This window comes from Haemophilus haemolyticus (assembly GCF_003351405.1).
Classification (GTDB): domain Bacteria; phylum Pseudomonadota; class Gammaproteobacteria; order Enterobacterales; family Pasteurellaceae; genus Haemophilus; species Haemophilus haemolyticus_N.
The window spans coordinates 1,017,094-1,037,006 of record NZ_CP031240.1 but is presented as its reverse complement, the minus strand read 5'-3'; the positions used below and the strand labels follow the sequence as shown (position 1 = coordinate 1,037,006).

Below are 19,913 nucleotides of genomic sequence, written 5' to 3'. Positions count from 1 at the left end.
CTATACAATAATAACTCTATGTTGATTATATCGGAGCCCATTATGTCACTGACAAAACAACTTGAAGATTTAACCAATTATTACAAAGAAAATCGTGATACCTTTAACGATAACTTTCGCTTAAAAATGCACCGTACATTAAGCTGGTTGAAAAAAGCCAATGAAGAAGAAAATTTAGACTTCAAATTTATCGCACTTTGGATTGCCTTTAATGCAGCCTATGCCGATGAGTTAAGTAAAAAAGAAATTGAACGTAAGGTATTTCATCAATTTATTACTCGCCTTTGTGAATTGGATTCTGAACATCTACTTTATGGAATTATCTGGGATGAATTTCCTGGGACAGTGAAAGCTCTACTAGATACGCCTTATACATTCCAACCATTTTGGGATGCTCATAATGGTCTATTAGCAGGGAAAGAATGGAAAGCAATGTTTTCTGCAGCGAAGAAAAAAGCCCATTTTGCTTTTGAAGAACAGAAAACAGCAGAAGTATTGGAAGTGGTATTTGGGCATTTATACACATTGAGAAATCAGCTTATACATGGCGGAGCTACTTATGAAAGTAGTACCAACCGTAAACAGCTAGAAGAAGCCTGTGCATTACTGTCATTATTCGTACCTGCAATGGTAAAAATTATGTTGCGTAATGATTCAGAGCCAAGTTGGGGAAAACCTTTCTATCCTGTTGTAAAATAAATTTATTTCTTAATGTAATTTGCGAACCAACCTTGCAATCTAGTTCGCTATAATTCTCACCAATCTGATATCATTCAGATTGAACTCCTTTGGTCTAGGTAAAAGTGCGGTGAAAATTCACCGCACTTTGTTCTTCTTGGTTTATCCCTCAATCCCTTCAAACAATGCTGTGCTTAAATAGCGCTCTGAAGCTGAAGGCAAAATAACGACAATGAGTTTATCAGCAAATTCTGGTAATTTAGCTAGGCGATCTGCAGCCGCGACAGCTGCACCAGATGAAATACCTGCAAGAATGCCTTCTTCCGCCATTAAGCGACGAGCTGTGGCAAGTGCGGTATCGCTATCAACAGTTTCTACGCGATCAATAATAGATAAATCTAAATTTTTTGGAATAAAACCAGCACCGATACCCTGAATTTTGTGTGGACCTGGTTTTGCTTCTTCGCCCGCTAAAGTTTGAGTAATCACAGGAGATTCCACTGGCTCAACGGCAACAGAAGTGATTTGTTTACCAAAATCTAATTTAATCGCGCGAGAAATACCCGTAATGGTGCCGCCTGTTCCTACGCCAGCAACAATAACATCGACTTTTCCATCCGTATCTTTCCAAATTTCAGGGCCTGTTGTTTCTCGATGAATTTGTGGATTAGCTGGATTTTCAAATTGTTTAAGCATGACATAGCGGTTTGGATCAGAAGCAACAATTTCTTCTGCTTTCGCAATCGCGCCTTTCATTCCTTTTGCGCCTTCGGTAAGCACTAAATTAACACCCAATCCGCGCAATAAGCGTTTTCTTTCTAGGCTCATTGTTTCCGGCATGGTGAGTGTGATTTTATAACCTCTAGCTGCTGCAACATAGGCCAAAGCAATACCTGTATTACCGCTCGTTGCATCTACAATTTCTTTTCCTTTCGTAAGCGTGCCATCTTTTTCTGCTTGCCACACCATATTCGCTCCAATACGGCATTTTACGCTGTAGCTTGGGTTACGACCTTCAATTTTCACGACCACATTTCCGTTATGACCAAAATGTTTTAAACGCACAAGTGGCGTATTTCCGATAGAATAAGAATTGTCTGCATAAATTGTCATAATATTTCCCTTTTGTTGGACTTCGTTAGTGTTGGTTTATTTATAGCACCGCACTTTTGATTAAAAAAATAGTTATTTGATCTATTTTATAACCGCAAGCTATTTAACAACCCCTGTATTTTCTGAACGAACATCAAGCCCCGTTTGAGATGATGGGTAGCTATTCATATTAAAACGTAAGTAATTACGATAATTTTCCACCCACATCACCGTCGCACCACATACTGCAACAGGCATAATTAATAAATTAATCACAGGCACAAACGTGCAACAAGTTACTAATCCACCAAAAGTTAAACTTTGAGTTCGTTGATTGCCAAGCGCATTTTTCATGATATCAAAAGAGACTTTATGATTATCAAAAGGATAATCACAGTATTGAATTGCCATCATCCAACAAGTGAACAAGAAAGTAAGTACAGGCACGATGGTTTGCCCAACCAAAGGAATAAAACTCAGTAAAAACAAGGCGATAATTTTGGGGAGGCTATAACGTAATTTTTGCCATTCTCGAGTAAGCATACGAGGCACATCTCTCATTACATCCACAAGACTATCATCATTGATATTTTCACCTGTCAGTATTTTTTCTACTTTTTCCGCTAGCAAGCCATTAAAAGGTGCGGCAATAAAGCCAGAAAGTGTGGTGAAGGTAAAATAAAAGAGCAATAAAATTGTTAAGATCGAAAGTGTCAGTAAAATTACACTGAGAAAACTAAGCCAGTCTGGAATAAAATTCATTACCCAATCAATCGCACTCGTGATTTGGCTAATAAAAAGCCAAAATAAACCACAAAGCAAAACGGTATTGAGCAAAATTGGAATAATAACAAACCGACGCAAACCTTTTTGTGTGATGTAATGCCAGCCCATTACAAAATAATGGAAGCCAGATTTTAATTCATTGGGATTCAACATTTTTCTTTCCTTTCAATAAAAATACGCCTAAAACAGACCGCTCTTTTCCCTTAAAATTCCACGCATTGAAGTATTTTTTCACCTACTGAAATATGGTAGGATTAGCGCCATTAATAGCATTCTCGCTGGACTAGCACGCGTAAGGAATAAAGATGGATTTAAATACAATTTTGATTATTGTGGGCATTTTGGCACTTATTGCCTTAATCGTGCACGGATTATGGTCAAATCGTCGTGAGAAATCAAAATATTTTGATAAAGCTAATAAATTTGACCGCACTTCTCATGTGCAAAGATCCCATACTCAAGAAGAAACGCAACCAACAAATGCTAATTTGTCTCACGTCACTGCAGCGCAAGCAAATGCCCCAATTCGTCATCAAGTCATGCCTAATGCAGCTGTGACTCAAGAACCTGTTGATTATAGACAAAGTGAAAAAAGCGTCGATGACATTAAGATTTCGATTCCAAATGTTCAACCTGTTTATGATATGGGAAATCATCGTTCTGAGCCGTTAAAGCCGACTCAACCACAATATGATATGCCGACATCAAATAGCGTTGCGAATATGACATTGGAACAAATTGAAGAACAAAGCCAAAATGCTAGTTTCGATGGAATTAATTCATCATCACCAGAATTAAGAGCGCAACTTGCGGAATTAGCTCACGAAGAACGTCAAGTGGACTACAACGTATCTTTTAATGAACCAAAAGCAGAAACCACAACTAAACCGAAACAAAAAACTGGCTATATTCAACTTTATCTTATTCCAAAATCTAGCGACCAATTCAATGGTGCGAAATTAGTACAAGCACTTGAAAACTTAGGGTTTATCTTGGGTGAGGATGAAATGTATCACCGCCACTTAGATTTAAGTGTGGCAAGCCCCGTTCTCTTCAGCGTGGCAAATTTAGAGCAACCAGGAATATTCGATTCCTATAACTTAGTAGATTTCAGCACAATGGGAATTGTATTCTTCATGCAACTGCCATCGCCAGGTAATAATCTCGCTAATTTACGAATGATGATCCGCGCTGCACATACATTAGCCGAAGATTTACAAGGCATCGTGCTTACTGAAGAACAAGAAATCTTTGATGAAAATGCAGAGCAAACATATCTTGCTCGCGTGTAAATTCATACCTTAAATTTACCGCACTTTTATCTTTATGGAGACAGGCTTTATGCCTGTCTATTTTCACTAAAAACACACAAAAAGTGCGGTCATTTTTTCCCCGAGAATTTTATGACAAATATTCAAACTCAAATAGACAATCTACGTAAAACCTTGCGCCAATATGAATACGAATATCACGTTCTAGATAATCCTACAGTACCTGATAGCGAATATGATCGTCTCTTTCATCAACTAAAAGCGTTAGAACTAGAACATCCTGAATTTCTTACTTCAGATTCTCCAACGCAACGAGTTGGGGCAAAACCACTTTCTGGATTTAGTCAAATTCGTCATGAAATTCCCATGCTCTCTTTAGATAATGCTTTTTCCGATGAAGAATTCAATGCCTTTGTAAAACGCATTGAAGATCGTTTAATCGTATTACCTAAACCACTTACCTTCTGTTGTGAACCTAAACTTGATGGTTTAGCAGTGAGTATTTTGTATGTAAATGGCGTGCTCACCCAAGCAGCCACTCGTGGTGATGGCACCACAGGCGAAGATATTACAGCAAATATCCGCACTATTCGTAATATTCCATTACAACTTCTAACAGACAATCCTCCCGCACGTTTAGAAGTGCGAGGCGAAGTTTTTATGCCACACGCAGGATTTGAGCGTTTAAATGAATATGCGCTAGAACATGGTGAAAAGACCTTTTCTAACCCTCGTAATGCGGCGGCAGGCTCTTTGCGTCAACTTGATCCTAATATTACAAGTAAACGCCCATTAGTATTAAATGCTTATGGTATTGGGATCTCTGAAGGCGTTGAACTGCCAAATACTCATTATGCTCGTTTGCAATGGCTAAAATCTATCGGTATTCCTGTGAATCCAGAAATTCGTTTATGTAATGGCACAAATGAAGTTTTAGATTTTTACCGAGATATTCAAAATAAACGAAGCTCTCTGGGTTATGACATTGACGGAACCGTATTAAAAATCAATGATATAGCCTTACAAAATGAACTAGGATTTATTTCCAAAGCACCTCGCTGGGCGATTGCTTACAAGTTCCCAGCCCAAGAACAATTAACGGTGCTGAATGATGTTGAATTCCAAGTTGGCCGAACGGGTGCAATCACACCAGTCGCTAAATTAGAACCAGTATTTGTTGCTGGTGTTACAGTAAGTAATGCCACCTTACACAATGGTGATGAAATTGAACGCTTAAATATTGCTATTGGCGATACTGTTGTCATTCGCCGAGCAGGGGATGTAATTCCACAAATTATCGGTGTATTACATGAACGCCGCCCGGATAATGCTAAACCAATTATTTTCCCGACAAACTGCCCTGTGTGCGACTCTCAAATTATTCGTATTGAAGGCGAAGCGGTGGCGCGCTGTACGGGAGGATTATTCTGTGCGGCACAACGCAAAGAGGCGTTAAAACATTTCGTCTCTCGTAAAGCAATGGACATTGATGGTGTAGGCGGAAAATTAATAGAACAATTAGTCGATCGAGAACTGATTCATACACCAGCGGACTTATTTAAACTTGATTTAACTACGCTCACACGCTTAGAAAGAATGGGCGCAAAATCTGCAGAAAATGCTCTCAATAGTCTTGAGAAAGCCAAAAGCACGACCCTTGCTCGCTTTATTTTTGCTTTAGGCATCCGCGAAGTGGGTGAAGCCACGGCATTGAATCTTGCGAATCACTTCAAAACTTTAGATGCGCTTAAATCCGCTGATCTTGAAGAGCTTCAACAAGTGCCTGATGTGGGTGAAGTTGTAGCAAACAGAATTTTTGTGTTCTGGCGTGAAGCGCATAATGTTGCCGTTGTTGAGGATTTAATCGCACAAGGCGTACATTGGGAAACTGTGGAAGTAAAAGAAGCCAGTGAAAACTTCTTCAAAGATAAAACCGTCGTCCTCACCGGCACCCTCACTCAAATGGGACGCAATGAGGCAAAATCATTATTACAACAGCTAGGCGCAAAAGTAAGTGGCTCAGTTTCCAGCAAAACGGACTTTGTCATCGCAGGTAACGCAGCTGGCTCTAAACTCGCCAAAGCGCAGGAACTAAATATTACAGTATTAACAGAAGAAGAATTTTTAGAGCAGGTTAATATTTTAAATTAGTTGAATTAAAATCATATAAACAAGAGAGGCCAAAAATCACAGTATTATGTAGCAGTTGCACAAAGATTTAACTAAATGTTTCTGCTACATTTTTCTTACTTCGTTGTAATTTAAAGGTAAGAAAAAAATGAATGCATTAGAAAAATTATTGATTGAATAACTTTCTCTTGCAGAACAAGAACGAGCTGAATTTGAAGAAAAAGTAAAGGGATTAAATCAGATAGTTTTAGACTATCAAACTGCGCTAAATCACGCAAGAGATTCAGATTTTTCATTAAGTAAGAAATCTCGTAATGTCCGTTTTCAATCATCACCACGCCAATTAGTGGCGCATATCCTTAAAAAGCAACCTGAAAAATACTTTCATACGAATGAAATCAACCTTCAAGCATTGAAATTAGATAACCAGCTATTGATAACGATTTGCCTCGAATGCATAGCACACTAAAGGTGTAGTTGCAATGCTTGCAGCTGTTGCAATTTTGTAAGCGTTTGTATATTACACTTCGGACAGACAACTTTTTCTTGATTTTCCCAACGCAGGGGAGAATGCATAGCAAACCGACTAAAGCAGATTTTAGAAGTAAAAGGAATATCGATAAAAGAATTTTCAGAACTCACAATCATTTCTTATCGTTCTGCGATGAATTACTTGAATGAAGGGCGTGACCCAAACGTTGAAGGATTGGTAAAAATCCATGAGGCATTAGAGATCAGAATTACTTGGTTGCTAACAGGTAATGGTGCGATGTTTCAAACCATCACCCAAGAAAGCTATATGTCTAAGTAAGAAGAAAAACTTATTGCACACTATCGTGCTATGCCTGAAAACCTCAAAGAAGCATTTGCGATTTCTTTTAAGGAAATCTCAAAAATAGATAATGCTTAATATAGTAAAATGCCATCTGAATTTGAACTCAGATGGCGTAGTGTTATTTCAATCCCCAATAAACTAAACCTTTATGCGGTAATTTAATATTAGGCAGCCAAAAATCTTCGCCTTTCCAACCTTTATTTTCATCACCAACAACAAGATAAAGTGTTAAAAACAAATCATTTGGGTATTTATCACCCAATTTACGGTCATCTTCGGAAAGCATTGTGCCGGTGGCTCTACCAATTTTTCTTCCCTTTTTGATTAAAACATAATTTTTAAAACTTGGTCGTTGAGTTTGTAAGGCTTGAATACTGGTGACAAATTTTTCTTTATCCCAATCATCAGATTGATAATTACCTAGATTTTCTAAAATTAAAAATAAGGTTTCATTGTCAATTTGATATAAATCCTCCTTAATTGGATTTTGCTCAATAGTAGGTAGTAATCCATTGATCTGGGATAAATTTTTTTCATTTGGCTTAAATGGAAAATAATTTACACCACCAACTAGTTGATTGACTGCATCTGATTTCAACACATTTTTACGAGTTGGGTTGATATTTTTCGGATAAATAATTTGTACATTTCCGTTTAATTGTTTAGCTTGTTCAATAATTAAATTATTTGCTTGATTAAGCGATACAAAAAATTTATATACATCCATAGGCATATAAAGCCTTAATAGAGATATATCACGATCATAACCAAAAATGCGAGAATGTTGCCAAAAGGTATCAGCATTCGGCTTTTTCGCTGTACGACTGTAATAAACTGTCTGTAATTTTGGAATAGTTAAGCCACGTCCAATCACATTACCGCCAATTACGATATTAAATCCTTTTTCTAAATCAAAATCAGCTTCAGTCTTAGAGTTTAGTACAACAACACTGATTCTTTTATCTTGCAAAAGTGCAGTCAGGTTTTCGTAGATTTCTTCAAAGTGATGAATATCTGGTTTGGTTTGCTGCAAATCTTGGTAGCTTTCTTTAAAACTATTTGCAAAATTTTCATCATTATTCACTGCTTGTACGAGATCATTTAAACAAGCCTGAATTTTATCAGCAAAGGCGGTGTGATCTTGAATTTTATAACTTGGGTGCAAGGCAAAATTGCAATTTGTTTTTCTACATAAATCAAATTCTGCACAAGTTAATAAAAAACTTTGCAAAGCTCGTGTTACACCTTCGGGAATTTCTCCGCTATCATCTTTAATTTCATCTAGCTCACTGTCAATCGGACGGAAAATAAGTTTGTTCGGTGGATCAGAAAAAACAAAATTGCCACCAATATATTTTTCACCTGCTTCAAAAAAATGGATAAATTCGGGTTGCCACTCAGATTCTTGGTGTTGTAATAATAAAGACTGTGGAGTAGCGGTTAATTGAATAAATAAACTTTGGCAACAGCTATTTTTGATTTCATTCAATAGTTTATTGATTGTACTAGCATCTTTATCCTGTTTATTTGCATTAGTATTTAAACTTGCCGCATCGGCTTCGTCGTCCACAATAACCAGCGGATAGCCTTTCAAATTTTCTTGGCTTTTAAATAAATTCCGCCAACGTTTTAACACACTAGCATTTTTTTTAATAACCACCAAAATTGGATTATCAGCTTTCATTACTTGAGTAAAACTTTTGTCATCATCTTCTGATAAAACAATAAATCTATCCAAACTGGTTTTGGCTCGTTTTACCGTTTGCTGTTGTAAATCAACACTATCCGTAGTGAGATAGAGAAAAACTTTATGATCGCCATCATCTGCTAATGCACTTAATACACCTAAAACTTGGGCGGTTTTACCACTTTGCACATTACCTAGTAACAAAACATTTTGAACTTTTTTCAGCTCAATTTGGGCCAATTTATCCATAAATCCTGAAACGGTATTTTTTACAGAATCCGCTAACTCAGGTGGTGTAAGTTTATTTAAATAAGTTTTCAGCATTTAGTTTTTCCCCTTAAACGAAAGCAACCAAACATCAGGATTATCCGTTGAACGAAATTCAAATTTATCATTACCGTATTTACGTAGAGTTTCTTCGGTAATCATTTCACCTGTTTTCAAACAGTTGGTACTTTCTAATCTGCCTTTGATCCATTTCCCTAATGTTTTGAGATCATTTTCAGAACGAAAGTTTTTAGAGTAATCTCCTGATGTTTTACATTTAAATTTCCAACCGTCATCAGTAATTACAGTAAATGATTTATGGTACGGATAGCCATGTTGCTTTGTAATATATTTTGAAACGATAATCTCTACTTCATACCAAGGTCTTGGCTTGATAAAGCCTCGCTGATCTTCTCGCCCTTTTCCAAAGAAAACATTTAGATTACTGCTTTTTTCGGTTTTAGCCTGAATATCAAATTTATAAATTGATGTTTGCATAAATAATAGTGCTACATCAGCTGCGTTAACTTTGCTTACACCCAAGCAATTTTCTAAATGGCTATTATGTTCTTTAAAGTTATTTGGCGTTTCAACTTCGCTAATAGGTTTTCCTAGCTTAGTAATTGTGCTTTGAATATCCGTTTGCAGACTTAATGCCTCATTTCCATTTAAATGAAGCATTGTTTCATAAGTACGTTCTGTACTATCCCAAAAACAAGTTAAATTTGCTGAACCAATTAAGCTGTCAATTTGTTTTCCGTTTTTAAAGGAATACATTTTTCCGTGGAATTTAACAAAGGGAGAAATGAAAACAGAGCCACGTTTTTCTTCTTGCAAGAATTGATTAAGCTCACAAAGGCTGTCATATTGTGGACGAGTAAAACCTTCCAAATAGTGCATTCCAACTAAAAGATCCAGTTTTCTTAATTTAGGATTATGCTCAATGATTTTATGCAATTCTTTAATCGCATCATTAGAAACATAACCAGTCGCCATAGTGACTTCATCAGCAGACTTAAATAAGTCCATCCAAACTTTATTGAGCGAACGATCTGTAATTTCAGCTTGAGCGATATTAGAAAAAACGGTGTTCATCGTTTTCCTCCACGAATTTTATTTAAACGATCTTGGAAAACTTCGGCTTTTTCGGCTTCCAATTTTTTGTATAAATCCACTTTTTTATAATTGCCCGAAAAAATCGGTAAAATCGCCTTTGCAAGCTCTACCACACCTTGCGGTGGTACAGCATTACCAATTTGACGACGTACTTCAGTGGTTGAACCGATAAATTCAAAATCGTCAGGAAAACTTTGTAATCTTGCTCGTTCACGGTTGGTAAAAGCTCGAGGTTCAGGGAAGTGATAACCCCAAGTACCACCACCGCCAGCCGCAATAATAGTTTTAGAGGGTTCATCTCGGTGCATTCGGCGATAAACATGGCTAATCATTCCTTTCACATATAATGGGTGATCTTTGGGAATATCGGTAAAATTGCCACCTTCTCGAATAAGCGACAGCATTTGACGAGTTTTGTCGCTGATTTTCATCAGTTCATTATTCATCGCATCACTTGGAATATTAGAAACAGCTTGACCTGCGGTAACGTAAGGTTTCAGCCCATTTTCACCGCTTGCATTATGGGTGGGCTGTGGGTGGTGAAAATCAAAGCCAGTATCTAAACGCACACCGACAATCAGCACTCGTTCACGAAATTGTGGCACGCCAAATTCAGCAAAGTTATACAATTTCGCCTGAACGTAGTAACCGCAGCTTTCAAAATCGGTAATTATCTGCTGAATAGCTTTTTTCTTGTTTGCCGTGAGCAAACCTTTCACGTTTTCTGCCACAAAAACTTTGGGCTTTTTAGCGTTTACAAAGCGTAAAAAGCTCTTGTAAAGATTGCCACGCTCGCCGTCTAAGCCAGGTTGTTTCCAAATCATTGAGAAATCTTGACACGGAAAACCACCAAGAATAATGTCACAATCGGGAATGGTAGGATCGTTCGGATCGATTTGCTCAATATCGCCCTCCACAATCACATCGCCAATATTTTTACGGAAACTTTCACAAGCCCAATGGGAAAAGTCGTTCGCCCAAACGGTTTCAAATCCAGCTTGATGAAAGCCAAGATCTAGACCGCCACAGCCTGAAAAAAGAGAAAGAATTTTAGGTTTGGTTTGAGCATCAAACAGGGAAATTTGATTAGATTGCATAGAATTTCACTCCTATGCATTTTATTGAAAAGGGCGCTTGCACTAAGAGCAGTGAAGATTTACGCTGAATACGCAACGCAATATCGTTGTTAATAATGGTTAATGTCAAGGACATTTTAAAATCCACTTTAAAAATAAAAAATTATTTGAATTATGACATAAAATCGCAAAAATGTCGCCATCAGCCCTAAAGGGATAAGCCACTTAGTTCAGCTTAACTTTTAATCGCAAAATAACATTCTGATTCGTATCAGGAAAGGTTACTTACCTTTTACAAGATTGAGCGGATTAGTTACGTCTGCGGTAAGGAAATTTTGTGTAATACCTCGAGAAATCAGCTAAAATAAGATATAAGAAATGCCCTTAATCCTGTTTTTAAAGATAAGGGCATTGGAAATTTTACTTCAGTTAAGATTGAATCTCAGGTTTTGTGCAACTACTACATAATACCGAAAAATCATCATATTTTTGACCGCTCTTTTATATCTGAAATACGCTACTAATGTCTGCCCCCAAAAGGTGGTTTTGCAAACCAAATCACAATAAACAATCCTAAGAATCCCATAGCTGATAACCAAAATATTTCATTTGCACCAATAATAAATCCTTGCGATGTTATTTGTTGAGCGAGGTAAGCTGAAGTTTGGGTATCACTTAAACCAAATTGATTCATTTGATGGTAAAAACTTTGGGAAATTGGGTTATAAGGATTAATGTATTCTGTTAATTGAGTATGGTGAACAGCTTCACGGTTATACCACATAAATGTAGTTAAAGATGTCCCTACAGAACCCGCTAAAGTTCTCAAGAAGTTAAATAAGCTAGACGCAGAAGCCATTTTATGCGCAGGTAAACCAGACAAGGTTATCGTGGTAAGTGGCATAAAGAAACAGGCTACCGCTAAACCTTGCACTAATTGTGGTAAAGCCACATCAGCAAAAGTCATTGATGGCTCGAAAGTCACCGCTCGCCAATAAAATGTTATTGCATATACAATAAAACTTATCGTCACTAAAACTCGCATATCGATCTTATAACCGAAACGCCCAATAATCGGTGAAAGCAAAATTGGGAATAATCCAACTGGGGAAGCCGCAAGCCCAGCCCACGTCGCGGTGTAATGGAAGACTTGTTGTAGCAAGAGCGGAATTAATACCACAGAACCTAAATAAATCAAAAAGGCTAAACTGGTACATAAACACCCTACGCTAAAATTACGAGAATAGAAAAGCGAAATATCTACTACAGGATTATCATCTGTCAATTCCCAAATAACCAAAGCAATCAGACAAACAACAGCAACAACAGCTAATATAATGATTTCATTAGAATTAAACCAATCTTGCTCACGTCCCTGATCAAGCATTAATTGCAAACATCCCACGCCTAAGACAAGTAAAACTAAACCGACTTTATCAATAGGTTGATGAATAATTTCACTTTCTCGGTTCCCCAAAATCTTCCAGCTGATTAGCACAACTAATAAACCAATCGGAACATTGATAAAGAAGATCCATCCCCAGTGGATATTATCACTAATCCATCCGCCTAAAATTGGACCAAAAATAGGCGCAACCACAATAGTCATTGACCAAAATGCCAATGCCATTCCACGTTTTTCTGGCGGGTAATTATTTAATAATAAACTTTGCGAAAGAGGAATCACTGGGCCTGCGACAGCACCTTGAATGACGCGAAAAATAATTAATGCTTCAAGACTATCTGCAATCCCACAAAGCCAAGAAGAGACAACAAATAAAAAAGTTGAAACTAAAAATAACCGCACTTCGCCAAAACGTTTTGCTAACCAACCTGTTATTGGAATAGAAATCGCATTTGCCACACCAAAAGAAGTAATTACCCACGTTCCTTGGCTAAAAGATGCACCAAGATCGCCCGCTATAGTAGGAATCGCCACATTTGCAATGGTAGAATCTAATACTTGCATAAAGGTGGCGAGAGATAAAGCTAGTGTTAATAAAATCAGCGCGCCACCTTGAATAGGTGGAAATTTTTTGGCGGAATTGTCCATAACACCGCCTTAATGGCTGTTTTGCTGAATGATAGATTCAATCAAATCTTCTACCGCACTTTCATCATATTTAAGTGTATCAGTAGAAAATAAAGTTTTCTGTTCTGATTTTTCTCGCAACATTGGACCAGATGAATCGGAAATTCTTACTTTTGCCGTTGCAGAAAGACCAATTCGTAATGGCGTTTCAGAAAATTGTTGTGGTTCTAATTTAATTCGCACAGGCACACGTTGCACCACCTTAATCCAGTTACCCGTAGCATTTTGTGAAGGTAAAAGAGAAAACGCATTACCAGTCCCCATTTCAATGCCATTTATCACGCCATCAAATTCTTTATTTTTACCGTATAAATCAAAATGAATTTTCACCGGCTGGCCAATGCGCATATTCGTTAATTGGGTTTCTTTGAAGTTAGCTTCTAGCCACATTTGTTCATTAGAAACCACTGCCATTAATGTACCACCCACTGAAACGGCTTGCCCAACCTGAGCATTACGACGCGCCACATAGCCATCAATTGGGCTTCTAATTTTTGTACGTTGTAAATTCAACCAAGCCTGTTTGAGTGAGCTCATTGCATTCTGTATTTGCGGTTGTTGACGTAATGGAACGTTACTCAATAAAGCCTGATTAGCAGCTAATTGGTTTCTAGAGGAATTTAAATTTGCTTTGGAAAGCTCAACGGCTTCTTTTGCATGTTGGAAAGATTCTTTATCAATTGCACCCATTTTTTCAAGTTGAACTCGGCGTGCCAAATTGCCTTGTGCTTGAGCTAAAGAAATTTCATTGGCGTGCACAGCTGATTGCAATTGTTGCACAGTAAAACCAAGTTGTTCTACCTGACGCACAGCATTGGCGAGATTGCTTTTTGCCTGTTCGAAACTAAGTTTTGCATTCGTATCATCCAATTCAACTAGAATATCACCTGCATGGACTTTATCCATATTGTCAGCATTAATCTTCGCTACATTTCCCGCAACTTGTGATGACACCATCACTTGATTTCCCTCCACATAAGCATCTTCTGTTTCTTCAAAATCCTTCAAGAAGAAAAACCAATACAAAGCACAGGCAATACCAATAATAAGCAGAACAAGAATAAAAATGCTTAAGCCTTTTTTACGATTAGTTTTATTTGATACAGATTTAGTTGATGGGTTTTCAGTTGCAGTTTGCGTCATAATGCCTTCCCTAATCTGGGATAATGTTTAAAAATGAGATATTTGAGATAACCTTTAAAACTATCAAAAATAAAAATGAAGGCTCATTATGAAACTTTAAAAAGGCGAACTCAAGAGAAATCATCATCTCTTTATTTTCTAGATTAATGAATGCTCTAAAAATATAGTCTCATTAATTTGATTTATTTCCGTGTAAGAATCAAAAATCGACAATCATATTGATTTTGTTCATCCGCCTTACGATATTCGTCAAATTCAATTTCCCACTCATCCCAATTCAATTGAGGGAAAAAAGTATCACCATCTAGTTCTGCCTGAATTTGAGTAAGGTATAACTTATCTGCTTGTGGCAAATATTGTTTGAATAACTCTCCCCCACCAATCAACATAATTTCATCAAAATCTCTGACAAAATCTACCGCACTTTCAAAGCTATCTTTCCATACAACACCTTCGTGTTCAAAAGGATGACGAGAAAGCACGATATTAGTACGTTTAGGTAGCGGGCGACCAATACTTTCAAACGTTTTACGCCCCATGATGACTGGTTTGCCAGTCGTGTTCTGACGAAACCATGATAAATCTGCAGGCAAGTGCCAAGGCATTTGGTTATCTTTACCAATCACGCTATTTAATGTCGTCGCCACAATTAAACTAAATGTCATAAATCCCCCTAAAATTTGCCGTTACTATACCTGATATTAGGTGATTTTTCATTGATTTAGTGATAACGTTAATGTCAATTTTAAGAACTTTGGAAACGACTATGAACAAGAAAACAATCGTAGTGAAATTTGGTACAAGTACCCTAACACAGGGTTCGCCAAAACTGAATTCACCACACATGATGGAAATCGTTCGTCAAATTGCACAATTGCATAATGATGGATTTCGTATAGTGATCGTTACTTCTGGCGCTATTGCAGCAGGTCGTCATTATCTGAATCATCCTCAATTACCACCCACAATTGCCTCAAAGCAACTACTTGCATCGGTTGGTCAGAGCCAATTAATTCAGGCTTGGGAAAAATTATTTGCTATTTATGATATTCATATCGGACAACTTTTATTAACTCGTGCTGATATTGAAGATCGCGAACGTTTTTTAAATGCGCGAGATACTTTACACGCACTTTTAGATAACCACATTATTCCTGTGATTAATGAAAATGATGCGGTGGCGACCGCAGAAATTAAAGTTGGCGATAATGACAATTTATCTGCATTAGTCGCTATTCTTGTTCAAGCGGAACAACTTTATTTATTGACTGATCAACAAGGTTTATTTGATAGTGATCCGCGTAAAAATCCTGCAGCGAAATTAATTCCAGTTGTAGAACAAATTACTGACCACATTCGCTCAATCGCTGGTGGCAGTGGAACCAATCTTGGCACAGGTGGAATGATGACTAAAATCATTGCTGCTGATGTTGCCACTCGCTCTGGAATTGAAACAATTATTGCCCCAGGTAATCGCCCAAATGTAATCGCTGATCTTGCTTATGAACAAAATATTGGTACAAAGTTTATTGCCCATCAATCTGATCGATTAGAAAGTCGCAAACAATGGCTTTTCGCCGCGCCATCTGCAGGTATCATCACTGTTGATGAAGGAGCCCAAAACGCTATTCTTGAACAAAATAAATCCTTATTACCCGCTGGCATTGTTAACGTGGAAGGGCGTTTCTCGCGTGGTGAAGTAGTCAAAATACGCACTCAAACTGGTAAAGACATTGCACTAGGTATGCCACGCTATAACAGCGATGCCCTACAATTAATTAAGGGCCGAAAATCAGCAGACATTGAACATGTGTTAGGCTATGAATACGGTGCAGTAGCAATGCATCGTGATGATATGATTATTTTGTAATAATCCTTAGTAAAAAAATCCCAACTAATTGCACCACACTTTTAGTTGGGATTTTTTTATTTCAATCATAGAGATTTAACGTATCAAGATAACTCAACAACGTTAGATTAGCATTACATACCAATCACAACACAATCCGCCACACTTTTAGCTTTACTTTGCGCTTGCACTGCAGCATCTCGACTAGCAAATCCACCAACACGAACACGGTTCCATTCACCATTTACTTGTACTTGTGCATTTAACCCAGTCATTGATAAGCGTCCTTGCAAATTTTCAGCTTGCGCTCTATTTTTGAAAGCGCCACACTGTAAACCGAATTTTTTACCACCGTTCAAATTATCCGTAGTTTTAGGTTGTTCAACCTTTTTAGCTATCTCAATTTTTGGTTGTTCTTGTTTTTGTATAGATTCAGGTTGCACTGTTTCTGTTTTTACTGCTTCAGGCTTTTTCGCTTGCTCTACTTTTGGCGCCACTTGCACTTGTTGAGCTTTTGCTGTTTCTACCGCGCGTTGTTGCTCCGCTAATTTACGCGCCTCTTCTGCTGCTTGTTGTTCTTTTTCCATTTGCACTAAAACTTGGCGTTGTTCTTCGGTCAAGCGCATATTTTGCTCTACGCTTGTAGGTTTATTATCAACAGGAACAGTTCGAGTTTCTAACGCCTTGATATAACTCCAAACCTCCTCTGGGCGATTAGGTAAGACACTTTTAGGTTGCGTTTTTTCTTGTTGTGTTGCAGCCTGTTGCACTACAGCTTCGCTATTTTTATTTTTCAACAAATAAAGCCCTACACCAAAAGCCAACACAATGACTAAAGCGAGGATGATCAGAATATTCTTATTCTTTTTTGTTTTTTTCTTATTATTTGAACCGCGACGTGCGGCAAAATCTCGGTGAGCCACAATAAATTCCTAAATTTTAAGTAATATTTTAATAATTCAACAAAACTTGCTAAGTTTACTGAAAAATAGGCTTTAAATAAAGACTAACATCAATAGATTATCGTGTATAAACACAAAATAAAAATACCGCACTTATTAGGTAAGTGCGGTATTTTTTCACAATATTTTGAGAAAATTATTTCTCGTCTTTGAATCCTGACTCAACGCCACTCATATCAGGTAATTGGTGTGCAATACCTTTATGACAGTCGATACAAGTTTTACCTTCAGTTTTCATTTTTTCATGCATACGTGCTGCCACAGAACGTTGATCGTTGAAGTTCATACGATCTACTTTATGACAGTTACGGCATTCTTTAGAATCGTTAGCTTTCATTCGAGCCCATTCGTTTTCAGCCATTTCTAAACGATGTGCATTGAATTTTTCTAATGTATCCACTTTTCCAGTATAGTGAGCAAATACTTCTTTAGCCGCAACAATTTTACGTTTCATTTTTGCGCCAAATTCATGCGGCACATGACAATCTGGACAGCTTGCACCTACACCAGTACGAGTTTGATAATGCACGCTATGCAAATATTCTGGATAAGCATCTTGAGTATGACAACTCGCACAGAACTGCTCAGTGTTAGTTTTCTCTAGACCGTAGTTAAAACCAACCCAAGAAAGAATACCACCAATAGCTGATAAAATAATAATCGTACCTATCGCCATACGGCTTGGTTTTCTAAACCATTGCCAGAAACGCTTTAAGATATTTGGTTTTTTCTCAGACATATAGACCTCTTAAATTAGTTTCCGTAACCTTTCATCGGTTTGAAATCATTTGGAACAATCGGATCTACGTTTGATTGAGAAACGTGACATTGTAAACAGAAATAACGACGTGGTGATGAGCTTGAACCTACTTTACCATCACGATCCATAAAGTGAGTTGGGCTGATTCGAGTTGCACCACTCAAACGAGAATTTTCTGGGCTGTGGCAATTTAAACATTGGTTCGCATTTTTTGTCACTTGATAATTTGCAACACTATGTGGAACCATTGGAGGTTGGTTTACATAGTTTAATGCTGGTAATTCACCTTGACGCGGTGCATTATGAAATGCTGGAGCAATATTTTCTGCCGCTTGAGTTAAATCTTTTCCCACTACTGGTGCATCAGATGCCATCAGTGAGCCAGCAAAAAGTGCGGTAAATAATCCCGCTAAAATTTTAGATACCTGTTTAGTCATATTAATCACTCCCCTGAATGATCGAATCTGGTCGAAAATTTAAAAACTTTTTCAGCGCAAACGTCAATACAACGTCCACAGCTGATACAATCTTTGGAAAGCACAAGTAGGCTTTCGTCTTTTTTTCCATGTAAAGGTGAACGTAACACTTGGGCTTCAGGACAAACATTATAACAATCCATACAATTATCGCATTTTGCACGATCAATCACTTTGATACGGATTAAACTTTTTGCACCAATCACACCATAAGCAGCACCAATTGGGCAAAGGTGTCCACACCAACCATGTTCTACAATCAATAAATCAAAAAGAAAAATAACAAGCAATAGCCAGCCTGTTGCACCAAAACCAAATATAAAGGCACGGCCGAGTGCAGCCACTGGATTAACCCACTCCCAAAGCAACATTCCGCTTACGCAACTGCCTAGTAAAATAAGCGCAAGAATGCCATAACGTAAACCGCGCGAAATTTTTGCCGTTTGGCGAATGCCTAACTTACGGCGTAGCCACGCAGCACAGTCTGTCACAACATTTAGCGGACATACCCAACCACAAAATACTTTACTACCCAGCACTGCGTAAAATAACACAATAATTGCTGCACCAATCAAGGTGAGAGCATCAGGTAAATGTCTTGCAGCCAAGCTTTCTGCTGTAATTAAAGGGTCGCTTAATGGAATAGTATCAAGCAATAAGCTTCCACTATAATTGCCTTTTAAAATCCACACGCCAAAATAAGGACCACTTAAAAACATCGCAAGAATGCTAAGTTGGCTTAGTCGACGCCAAAACAAAAAGCGGTTTGCATACCACCAGCCCCATTTTTCTCGCGACTCTTTACCTGCAAATTTTGGTGTATTTGCCATTATTTGCCACTCCCTAAAATAGGTGCAAGCACGGGTTCTGCCGGTTCAGGAATTACAGTTGTTCCTTCTGGCGTGCGAGTTGGCAACGAAATCATATCTTTAGGCGCAAGAGAATGGCCAGCTTTCGCTTTTTCTTCCCAGCCCAAACGATAATGTTTACCTAACATACCTTTTGCAAGATCCATTGGTAAAACCTTAATCGCAGCTTCTTCTAACACACAAGCTTGCTCACATTTCCCACATCCGGTACAGGCATCAGAATGTACTGTTGGAATAAATAACGCATGCTTATCAGAACGTTGATTATGTTGTTTTTCCAATGTAATCGCTTTATCGATTAATGGACAAACCCGATAACAAACATCGCAACGTAACCCTTGCCAGTTCAAGCACGTTTCATGGTCTAACAGTACTGACAGCCCCATACGCGACTCATTAATATCTGTCGCATTGCGATCAAGCGCCCCTGTTGGGCAAGCATGAGCACAAGGAATGTCAGGGCACATTTCGCAAGGTTTATCACGCGCAATAAAATACGGTGTTCCCGCTTCTACTGGCGATAATAAAGATGCTAAATGTAGCATGTCATAAGGACAGGCTTGAACACATTGTCCACAACGAATACAAGCGGCAGAAAACGCTTTCGCATCTTGCAAAGCAAACGGTGGGCGTAATGGCACACCTTCGCGAGCAAGACTTTGATTTTGCTGCAATCCCAACAAAATCCCAACTCCAGCTAAACCACCCGCAGTACGGGTTGCTTCTTTGAGAAATTTTCTACGTTCAGGATTGAGAGCTGGTTTCTTCATTTTCTTTTTAGATTTTAACCGCACTTTCATCTTCCTCTTTTATTGATAGGGGAA

The 19,913-nt window shown here is 37.9% G+C and carries 17 protein-coding genes and 1 pseudogene; 5 read left to right on the top strand and 13 right to left on the bottom strand.

Annotated elements, in window-relative coordinates; all coding sequences use genetic code 11:
• Positions 1 to 42 precede the first annotated feature (42 nt).
• Positions 43 to 699, top strand: coding sequence for a HEPN domain-containing protein (locus DV427_RS05225; protein WP_065249931.1), 657 nt, complete (start codon positions 43 to 45; stop codon positions 697 to 699).
• Between the two features lie 141 nt (positions 700 to 840).
• On the opposite strand, the gene cysK is transcribed toward DV427_RS05225, so the two are convergent.
• Both cysK and cysZ read right to left on the bottom strand, forming a co-directional pair.
• Complete coding sequence (gene cysK, locus DV427_RS05220; protein ID WP_005637197.1) at positions 841 to 1,791, bottom strand: cysteine synthase A; 951 nt, start codon at positions 1,789 to 1,791, stop codon at positions 841 to 843.
• 99 nt (positions 1,792 to 1,890) lie between these two features.
• A complete protein-coding gene (gene cysZ, locus DV427_RS05215) occupies positions 1,891 to 2,709 on the bottom strand; it encodes a sulfate transporter CysZ (RefSeq protein WP_065249930.1) in 819 nt (272 codons plus the stop codon).
• A 152-nt stretch (positions 2,710 to 2,861) separates the two neighbouring features.
• Here cysZ and zipA point away from each other — a divergent pair, with 152 nt between their 5' ends.
• The 3 genes and pseudogenes from zipA to DV427_RS05190 all read left to right on the top strand — a co-directional run bounded on the left by zipA (position 2,862) and on the right by DV427_RS05190 (position 6,867).
• Complete coding sequence (gene zipA / locus DV427_RS05210; RefSeq protein ID WP_114891547.1) at positions 2,862 to 3,848, top strand: cell division protein ZipA; 987 nt, start codon at positions 2,862 to 2,864, stop codon at positions 3,846 to 3,848.
• Positions 3,849 to 3,959: 111 nt separating this feature from the next.
• A complete protein-coding gene (gene ligA / locus DV427_RS05205; protein ID WP_114891546.1) occupies positions 3,960 to 5,978 on the top strand; it encodes an NAD-dependent DNA ligase LigA in 2,019 nt (672 codons plus the stop codon).
• Between the two features lie 553 nt (positions 5,979 to 6,531).
• Positions 6,532 to 6,867: pseudogene (locus DV427_RS05190) on the top strand (helix-turn-helix domain-containing protein).
• Between the two features lie 43 nt (positions 6,868 to 6,910).
• Here the strand turns inward: DV427_RS05190 and DV427_RS05185 are convergent.
• The 6 genes from DV427_RS05185 to folA form a co-directional block, all read right to left on the bottom strand.
• The gene (locus DV427_RS05185; RefSeq protein WP_114891544.1) at positions 6,911 to 8,803 is read right to left on the bottom strand and encodes a Z1 domain-containing protein; all 1,893 of its coding nucleotides are present in this window, start codon (positions 8,801 to 8,803) and stop codon (positions 6,911 to 6,913) included.
• Entirely contained in the window at positions 8,804 to 9,841 is a 1,038-nt protein-coding gene (locus DV427_RS05180) for a restriction endonuclease PLD domain-containing protein (RefSeq protein ID WP_114891543.1), read from the bottom strand.
• Positions 9,838 to 10,959: a DNA cytosine methyltransferase gene (locus DV427_RS05175; protein WP_114891542.1), complete on the bottom strand. Its 1,122-nt coding sequence runs from the start codon at positions 10,957 to 10,959 to the stop codon at positions 9,838 to 9,840. Before DV427_RS05175 ends, DV427_RS05180 begins: the two co-directional genes overlap by 4 nt.
• A 499-nt stretch (positions 10,960 to 11,458) precedes the next feature.
• A complete protein-coding gene (locus DV427_RS05170) occupies positions 11,459 to 12,991 on the bottom strand; it encodes a DHA2 family efflux MFS transporter permease subunit (protein WP_114891541.1) in 1,533 nt (510 codons plus the stop codon).
• A 9-nt stretch (positions 12,992 to 13,000) separates the two neighbouring features.
• Positions 13,001 to 14,173 carry an EmrA/EmrK family multidrug efflux transporter periplasmic adaptor subunit gene (locus DV427_RS05165; protein ID WP_114891540.1) on the bottom strand — a complete coding sequence of 391 codons (1,173 nt, stop codon included), beginning with the start codon at positions 14,171 to 14,173 and terminating at the stop codon, positions 13,001 to 13,003.
• 182 nt (positions 14,174 to 14,355) lie between these two features.
• Positions 14,356 to 14,838 carry a type 3 dihydrofolate reductase gene (gene folA, locus DV427_RS05160; protein ID WP_114891539.1) on the bottom strand — a complete coding sequence of 161 codons (483 nt, stop codon included), beginning with the start codon at positions 14,836 to 14,838 and terminating at the stop codon, positions 14,356 to 14,358.
• 101 nt (positions 14,839 to 14,939) lie between these two features.
• On the opposite strand from folA, the gene proB reads away from it, so the two are divergent.
• Complete coding sequence (proB, locus tag DV427_RS05155; protein ID WP_114891538.1) at positions 14,940 to 16,043, top strand: glutamate 5-kinase; 1,104 nt, start codon at positions 14,940 to 14,942, stop codon at positions 16,041 to 16,043.
• A gap of 113 nt (positions 16,044 to 16,156) precedes the next feature.
• Here the strand turns inward: proB and ftsN are convergent, their stop codons facing one another.
• From ftsN to napG, 5 genes are all read right to left on the bottom strand, one after another.
• A complete protein-coding gene (gene ftsN / locus DV427_RS05150; RefSeq protein WP_114891537.1) occupies positions 16,157 to 16,945 on the bottom strand; it encodes a cell division protein FtsN in 789 nt (262 codons plus the stop codon).
• Positions 16,946 to 17,120: 175 nt separating this feature from the next.
• Complete coding sequence (locus DV427_RS05145; RefSeq protein ID WP_005632140.1) at positions 17,121 to 17,723, bottom strand: cytochrome c3 family protein; 603 nt, start codon at positions 17,721 to 17,723, stop codon at positions 17,121 to 17,123.
• Between the two features lie 14 nt (positions 17,724 to 17,737).
• Complete coding sequence (locus tag DV427_RS05140; RefSeq protein WP_162790264.1) at positions 17,738 to 18,181, bottom strand: nitrate reductase cytochrome c-type subunit; 444 nt, start codon at positions 18,179 to 18,181, stop codon at positions 17,738 to 17,740.
• A gap of 5 nt (positions 18,182 to 18,186) precedes the next feature.
• Positions 18,187 to 19,050: a quinol dehydrogenase ferredoxin subunit NapH gene (gene napH / locus DV427_RS05135; RefSeq protein ID WP_005647067.1), complete on the bottom strand. Its 864-nt coding sequence runs from the start codon at positions 19,048 to 19,050 to the stop codon at positions 18,187 to 18,189.
• Positions 19,050 to 19,889 carry a ferredoxin-type protein NapG gene (gene napG, locus DV427_RS05130; RefSeq protein ID WP_114891535.1) on the bottom strand — a complete coding sequence of 280 codons (840 nt, stop codon included), beginning with the start codon at positions 19,887 to 19,889 and terminating at the stop codon, positions 19,050 to 19,052. The genes napH and napG overlap by 1 nt, the downstream gene beginning before the upstream one ends.
• Between the last annotated feature and the right edge of the window lie 24 nt (positions 19,890 to 19,913).